Origin of the sequence: Mesobacillus sp., assembly GCF_047739415.1 — a bacterium.
Lineage (GTDB): Bacteria > Bacillota > Bacilli > Bacillales > Cytobacillaceae > Mesobacillus.
The window spans coordinates 1-7,529 of record NZ_JBIQOE010000038.1 but is presented as its reverse complement, the minus strand read 5'-3'; the positions used below and the strand labels follow the sequence as shown (position 1 = coordinate 7,529).

At 44.5% G+C, this 7,529-nt stretch carries 6 protein-coding genes and 1 riboswitch; of the genes, 3 read left to right on the top strand and 3 right to left on the bottom strand.

What is annotated here, in order from left to right:
* Positions 1-685 (bottom strand): alpha/beta fold hydrolase (locus ACH0QE_RS02690; protein WP_415799170.1); only part of this gene is annotated, 685 nt, incomplete at its 3' end.
* 112 nt (positions 686-797) lie between these two features.
* Between ACH0QE_RS02690 and ACH0QE_RS02685 the strand changes: the two genes are divergently transcribed.
* Positions 798-1,319 (top strand): gamma carbonic anhydrase family protein, encoded by a 522-nt coding sequence (locus tag ACH0QE_RS02685; RefSeq protein ID WP_415799169.1) that lies wholly within the window; start codon positions 798-800, stop codon positions 1,317-1,319.
* A 96-nt stretch (positions 1,320-1,415) separates the two neighbouring features.
* Positions 1,416-2,291 (top strand): C39 family peptidase, encoded by an 876-nt coding sequence (locus ACH0QE_RS02680; protein ID WP_415799171.1) that lies wholly within the window; start codon positions 1,416-1,418, stop codon positions 2,289-2,291.
* Between the two features lie 3 nt (positions 2,292-2,294).
* On the opposite strand, the gene asnB is transcribed toward ACH0QE_RS02680, so the two are convergent.
* Complete coding sequence (asnB, locus tag ACH0QE_RS02675; RefSeq protein ID WP_415799168.1) at positions 2,295-4,190, bottom strand: asparagine synthase (glutamine-hydrolyzing); 1,896 nt, start codon at positions 4,188-4,190, stop codon at positions 2,295-2,297.
* A gap of 253 nt (positions 4,191-4,443) precedes the next feature.
* Positions 4,444-5,646 carry a methionine adenosyltransferase gene (gene metK / locus ACH0QE_RS02670; protein ID WP_415799167.1) on the bottom strand — a complete coding sequence of 401 codons (1,203 nt, stop codon included), beginning with the start codon at positions 5,644-5,646 and terminating at the stop codon, positions 4,444-4,446.
* Between the two features lie 287 nt (positions 5,647-5,933).
* Positions 5,934-6,074: riboswitch (SAM riboswitch) on the bottom strand.
* Positions 6,075-6,747: 673 nt separating this feature from the next.
* Between metK and ACH0QE_RS02665 the strand changes: the two genes are divergently transcribed.
* A partial coding sequence (locus ACH0QE_RS02665) for a phosphoenolpyruvate carboxykinase (ATP) (RefSeq protein WP_415799166.1) occupies positions 6,748-7,529 on the top strand: 782 nt, incomplete at its 3' end.

Here is a 7,529-nt window from a genome sequence, read left to right as displayed (position 1 = left end):
ATCTTTTTTCCGACAGCGGAGCATTGTTGAACCATTCCTTGACAGAACGTTTATCCACGATCCGATCATCGCCGCCCTGCACCAGGAGCGTTGGAACGTCCTGGACTTTTCCCATGTTTTCAAAGGCTTGCTCCATTGCTGCGATAAGTTCACGGTACCAGCGGATTGATACCTTTGTAAGGTAAAGTGAGTCATTTGCATCCACAGCCCTCACATCCTCATTCCTTGTTGCCATTTCAACTGTCAGGCCTGGCGACATCCGCATGGCGGGAACTAGTACATTCAAGCCGTGCGAAAGCATATCCAGCATTTTCGAAGGATAATTGATCAAACCAAGACATGGCGATGACAAAATGAGTCCTGCAATTTCGACACGTTCCTCCTGCAGCATGCGGATCGCTACAAGCCCTCCCATGCTGTGGCCTAGCAAAAATACCGGCAGGTCAAATTCATAAGCTGCCTCTACCCACTCTTTCACTTCCAAAATATAATCGTCGAATGTATCAATATGGCCACGGCTCGCCCTCGTTGTCATGCCATGGCCAGGCAAATCACCCATTAAGACATGAAATCCGGATGAGCGCCACGCTTCAATTAGCCACCCATATCGCCTGTGATGCTCAAGGGCACCATGAATCATAACGATTACAGCCTTAGCATCCCCGTCAGCTTCCCATTTCCACATGACCATTCCCCCACTCAAATACTTTTTCTTTCTTTAAAAGAACTATAATATATAATTAATGAAAAATAAAAATGAAAGCACTGAAAAACTATTTTATTTAGGAGTGTATTCAATGATTTATCCTTACAAAGGCAAGACACCTAAAATAGCGGATTCCGCTTTTATTGCAGATTATGTAACGATTAGCGGGGATGTCGAAATTGGCGAAGAATCGAGCGTATGGTTTAATACCTCGATCCGTGGCGACGTCGCTCCCACCATTATCGGTAATAAAGTGAATATCCAGGATAACTCTGTCCTCCATCAGAGCCCCAATAACCCTTTGATTCTTGAGGATGAAGTGACAGTTGGCCACCAGGTCGTCCTTCATAGCTGCATCATCCGAAAAAAAGCATTGATTGGAATGGGCTCAATCATCCTGGATCAGGCAGAAATCGGCGAAGGTGCTTTTATTGGCGCTGGCAGCCTTGTCCCTCAAGGCAAAAAAATCCCTCCTAACACACTTGCATTCGGGCGGCCGGCCAAGGTCATCCGCGAGTTGAACGAAGACGACATCCGAGACATGGAACGAATCTCAAGAGAGTATGCCGAGAAAGGCCAATATTATAAAAACCTACAGAACAAAGAACAATGATTGATTAAACATATCCCGCATCAGTCCGATATTAATTTATATATTATACCCTGCAATTTTTAAAATATGCGGACGGGCCAGGTGATCGTTGTGGATATGTTATATATATCAATTGCGGCTGTTGTACCGCTGCTAGTTTTGTTTTTTCTGTTAATCCGAAAACAAAATAGCATGTTCAAATCCATCTTGATGTTCTTGTTTGTTTTTACATCGGTAGCCGGGGCTTTCCTGCTCGAGAACCTGCAGGCTTCACATGTTGCCCAGGCTGTCCAGTCGGTCAAGGAATGGCTTGATGAGCCCGAGCCAAGTGCACCACGACAGGCAGCTGCTACCATAGAAGAATACAAACCTGAAATCATCCCAATAAAAAAACAGGTTCTCTTAGATGCTCCGGTCATATGGCAGATGCCTGAGCTTCCAAGAGGATGCGAAGTCACAAGTCTCGCCATGCTCCTTCAGTACCAGGATGTTCAAGTGGACAAGCTGACACTTGCCAGGGAAGTAAAGAAAAACCCGGCTGAATACCGTCTCAATAATGGCAAAATCTATTTCGGTGATCCTAATGAAGGCTTCGTAGGCAATATGTACACATACACGCAACCAGGACTGGGTGTCTACCATAAACCGATTGCTGAATTGGCCGAACAGTACCTTCCGGGCAAAATAAAAGATCTGACTGGTGCAGAATTCCAGGAACTGAAAATTCATCTTTCTGATAACAGGCCAGTATGGATCATCACGAACACTGAATATAAAAGATTGGACGATAGCTTTTTCCAAACATGGTATACACCTAATGGAGAAGTCAAAGTTACAACAAAAGAGCATTCTGTATTGGTTACCGGCTATGATGAAAATTCCGTTTATTTCAACGACCCGTTGACTGGTGAGAAAAATAAAAAAGCACCCATTAAGGACTTCGTGGAAGCCTGGGTGCAGATGGGAAGGCAAGCAGTTACCTACCTTCCATGATTTTTAAGATTGTAAAACTTTCTGAGCCTCATACTCCTTCTGGAAGGAGTATTTTTTTTCGACATAAACATCATGCCACATCATGAACATCAGAACTGTCCAGATTTTGCGGCTGTTGTCGGCCTTGTTCTGGCAGTGGTCATCCAAAAGCTTCAATAAGTAAGACTTATTGATAAGATGCTCTGTGTTGCTTTCCTTGATGATGTTCTTCGCCCACTCGTTCATTTCATTCTTCAGCCAGTGGCGAATCGGCACCGGGAAGCCAAGCTTTTTGCGTGTAAGAACGTGATCAGGTACAACACCTTCAGCCGCTTTACGCAAAATGTACTTGGTTGTGTTATTAGCTGTTTTCAAGCTTGTAGGAATCTTTGAAGCTGTTTCAAACACTACTTTATCCAAGAATGGCACACGCAGCTCCAAAGAATGAGCCATCGTCATTTTATCAGCCTTCAATAAAATGTCCCCGCGCATCCAAGTGTGGATATCGATATATTGCATTGTATCAACCGGATCGTAGCCTCTGCTCTCGCGATAAAGAGGCTTCGTGATATCCCTGTAATCGTACTGTCCATTATAAACGTGGAGCAGTTCGCTCTTCTCTTTTTCAGTGAACATCTTCGCATTTCCAATGTATCGCTCTTCCATTGGTGTTACGCCGCGTTCAATGAAGCTCTTGCCTCTCATGCCCTCTGGCATCATTTTTGAGATGCCCTTCAGCATCGACTTCCCTACTCTAGGAATTTTGTTGAACATCTCAAGATCCTGCGGTTCACGGTAAATGTTATAACCGCCGAACAGCTCATCCGCACCTTCTCCGGAAAGGACTACCGTCACATGCTTTCTTGCTTCACGGGCAACGAAGTACAAAGGTATAGCTGCAGGATCAGCAAGCGGGTCATCCATATGCCACATGATTTTCGGAAGTTCATCCATGTATTCCTGCGGACTGATCACATAGCTGATGTTTTCAACACCAAGTCGATCAGCCGTTTCCTTAGCGACGTCAATCTCGCTGAAGCCATTTTGTTCAAATCCAACAGAGAATGTCTTAATCGAAGGATGATACTGCTTCGCAATCGACGCGATGATTGAGGAATCAATTCCGCCAGAAAGGAAAGAACCAACTGGCACATCACTGCGCATGTGGATTTTTACCGACTCGAACAGGACATCCCTGATCTCCTTCGTGAATTCATCCTCAGACCTATGGATTGGCGAGAAGCTCGCTTTCCAGTATCGCTTGATTTCCATCGGCGAACCGATTTTCTTTGTAAAATAATGACCTGGCTCTAGCTTATAGATGCCTTCAGACATTGTATTTGGCTCTGGCACGAATTGATAAGTCAAATAATGCTGCAGTGCCTTGTAATCAAGGACATCATTCTCAAGCGCAAGCAGAATGCTCTTCTTTTCAGACCCGAAGAATGTACGGTTCTCATCTTCAAAGTAGAAAAATGGCTTGATGCCGAAATGGTCGCGAGCACCGTAAAGAACCTGCTCCTCTTTATCCCAGATGACAAACCCGAACATTCCGCGCAGCTTGTCAACAGCCTGTTCTTTATAATGGCTGTACAGGGCAATGATGACTTCAGTGTCTGAATGAGTTTCGAAGGTAAGCCCTTCTTCAATCAACTCTTCACGAAGCTCAAGATAGTTGTAGATTTCCCCGTTGAAAATGATCCAGTAGCGCTCATTTTCATACGTCAAAGGCTGATGTCCAGCCTCAAGGTCTATGATGCTCAGACGGCGGAAGCCGAACTGGATATGCCCATCATAGAAATACCCATCATCATCGGGACCACGGTGGGTGATGATATCATTCATATTTTTAAACAGCTGCTTGTCATCGCTGCTGAATTCCTGTGCATTTTCATGTACACAACCGATAAAGCCACACATTATGTACTTCACCTTCTCCATTTCAGATAAAAATTTATTGTTATTTTCCAGTGTTTTTACTATCTAAAAACATACCATCTAATACTATCATTAAACGCAAAGTTTTTGCAGTAAAATCTAAGGGAAATTTAAGGTAATACTCTATTTTACACCTTTTGGACCATTCGCAAACCTGAGGGCATTCTGCCTCTTCCTTGATTAGACGGCAAATAATAAAGGGAGTTACATATTTCTATGCAACTCCCTTGTGATTTTATTTTCCTTGAGCTTGAGTGCGAAGTGCCTCAGCCTTGTCTGTACGCTCCCATGGAAGGTCAACGTCAGAACGGCCGAAGTGTCCATAAGCAGCTGTCTGCTTGTAAATTGGCTTGCGCAGGTCAAGCATGTTGATGATACCAGCCGGGCGAAGGTCGAAGTTGCTTTCAACAACGTCGATTAATACATCTTCGCTCACTTTGCCTGTTCCGAATGTATCGATTGAGATCGATACCGGACGAGCAACGCCGATTGCGTAAGCAAGCTGAACTTCAACTTTTTCAGCAAGGCCAGCAGCTACGATGTTCTTCGCAACGTAACGTGCAGCGTATGCAGCTGAGCGGTCAACTTTTGTAGGATCTTTACCGGAGAATGCGCCGCCGCCATGGCGAGCGTATCCGCCGTAAGTATCAACGATGATTTTACGGCCAGTAAGACCTGCATCACCCTGTGGTCCTCCGATTACGAAACGGCCAGTTGGATTGATGAAGTACTTTGTGTTTTCGTCAATCAATTCTGCTGGTACAACAGGCTTGATGACATGTTCTTTAAGGTTGCGCTGGATTTGCTCAAGCGAAACCTCTGGGTGGTGTTGAGTTGAGATAACGATTGTATCGATGCGGACAGGCTTGTCGTTCTCATCGTATTCAACTGTTACCTGAGTTTTTCCGTCCGGACGAAGGTATGGAAGGATTTCTTCCTTGCGAACTTCAGTCAGGCGGCGTGAAATCTTGTGTGCCAATGAGATTGGAAGAGGCATAAGCTCCTTCGTTTCGTTGCAGGCAAAACCGAACATCAAGCCCTGGTCTCCCGCTCCGATTGCTTCGATTTCCTCATCTGACATTTGGCCTTCACGTGCTTCAAGAGCCTGGTCAACACCCATTGCGATGTCAGCAGACTGCTCGTCGATTGAAGTCAAAACTGCGCAAGTTTCAGAGTCGAAACCGTACTTAGCGCGAGTGTAGCCAATTTCCTTGACTGTTTCACGAACGATTTTTGGAATATCTACGTATGTAGATGTAGTGATTTCCCCTGCAACTAGTACAAGGCCTGTAGTAACTGATGTTTCAGCAGCAACACGTGCGTTAGCATCTTTTGCAAGGATCGCATCCAAAATCGCGTCAGAAATCTGATCGCAAATTTTATCCGGATGGCCTTCTGTTACTGATTCAGAAGTGAACAAACGGCGTTTGTTTGACATCTGAGTTCCTCCCTCATTTATAAAAATTGATCGAGGCTGTCCCAATACAGACCTCGGGTTGATACGGTACTCATTCCCTATGTAGTATGAAATAAACGCTGAGTTTTTATTAGAAAAATTTGTTTAGGATTCATGGTGAATTTCTTTTTTTTCTAATTTTCACCCACGGGAGCAATGACACCAAAGAAGGCAGTCCGGTTGCATTCTCATGCATTTGGACAGAAAAAAGCAATAAAAAAACCTCTCCAATTTCGAGGAAAGGTTTATGCTTAAATCCGCGCCTTTCGCTCTTATCGTTCAAGGGCAGTTCCCTTGCGTCAGGTTAGCACCTTTGCCCGGAAATAGCAGCATTCCAAAAAGCTGTTTTTTCACGTCTGCAGGTTGCTGGGTTTCATTGGGCCTGTCCCTCCACCAGCTCGGGATAAGAGAGTATCCGTTCAAGACCAAATCATAACGAAACTATAATTGCATGTCAATGATTTTCTCGGTAAATTTGTCGATTGTTGTTGAAAGTTTTTTTGTATAAAAAAATGGCCTCCAAACGTCCCTTTTTGCTTGACTATATAAAGAAAGAATTATATAACGCAAGTTAGGTACAAGGTAATTTTTCGAGTCATTAGTATAGATTAATTAAACGAATGTGTTATACTAATACCGAGATGAAAACACTTACAAAATATTAATCTTTTAAGAAATGCAAAAGCGCCTTGTTCAGCCCCGACAAGCGCTGCCCGCCTAAACCGCCACGTCCTCCCAAAAGCTACCGCTTTCGGTCGTGCGATGGATCGCTTCGACGCATTCCTTATCCTGTGGCTGGCGGGTCTAGCACATCGTGTGCCTCGGAGGGCCGACCAGTGAAGTCGTTCTTTGACTTCATTGGGCGGACCGAACTCGAAAAGCGGAGGCGACTGCTCTACTCCGAAAAGCGCTGGAGGGCCTGACCGTGAAGTCGTTTTTTGACTTCATAGGCAGGACCGAAGCGTCTCGAGGAGTTAGGAGCCGCAGCTAGACAAGCGTCTCGAGGGGCTAGGCGCTGGCGCTGGACATTTCTCGAGGTTAATAGTTAAATTTTGAATCTATAAAAAAGGAAGGTATTCTCCGATGAATGTTGTAGGAATATCAAATGAACTTTCAGAATTATTAAAAGGAAGCAATGTAAAGGTTCAGTTATCTGTTCCCCAGCTTGTTGAAAAAGTCCTGAACCGAAACGAAGGGCTCCTAACTTCAACTGGTGCCGTAAGAGCGACCACTGGTAAGTATACTGGCCGTTCACCTAAAGATAAATTCATTGTCGAAGAAGAATCCGTGAAGGACAAAATTGACTGGGGCTCTGTCAACCAGCCGATTTCCGAGGAATCTTTTACAAAACTATATAATAAGGTATTGAATTTCCTTAAAGAAAAAGAAGAAGTATTTGTATTCAAAGGATTTGCGGGTGCTGATAAGAAATACCAGCTTCCAATCCAGGTTATCAATGAATACGCCTGGCACAACCTTTTCGCACATCAATTGTTCATCAGACCAACAGAGGAAGAGCTTGTTGATCATGAATCTGAATTCACGGTCATTTCTGCACCAACTTTCAAGGCGGACCCTAAAGTTGATGGCACGAATTCCGAGACATTCATCATTGTTTCTTTTGAACAGCGCGTCGTACTGATCGGCGGAACAGAATATGCGGGTGAAATGAAGAAGTCGATTTTCTCCGTGATGAACTATTTGCTGCCTGAAAACGGCATCCTTTCCATGCACTGCTCTGCAAACGTTGGACGCGAAGGTGATGTTGCGTTGTTCTTCGGTCTTTCCGGTACAGGAAAGACAACATTATCAGCTGATAACAATCGCCGCCTGATTGGTGATGATGAGCACGGCTGGTCAGCTAA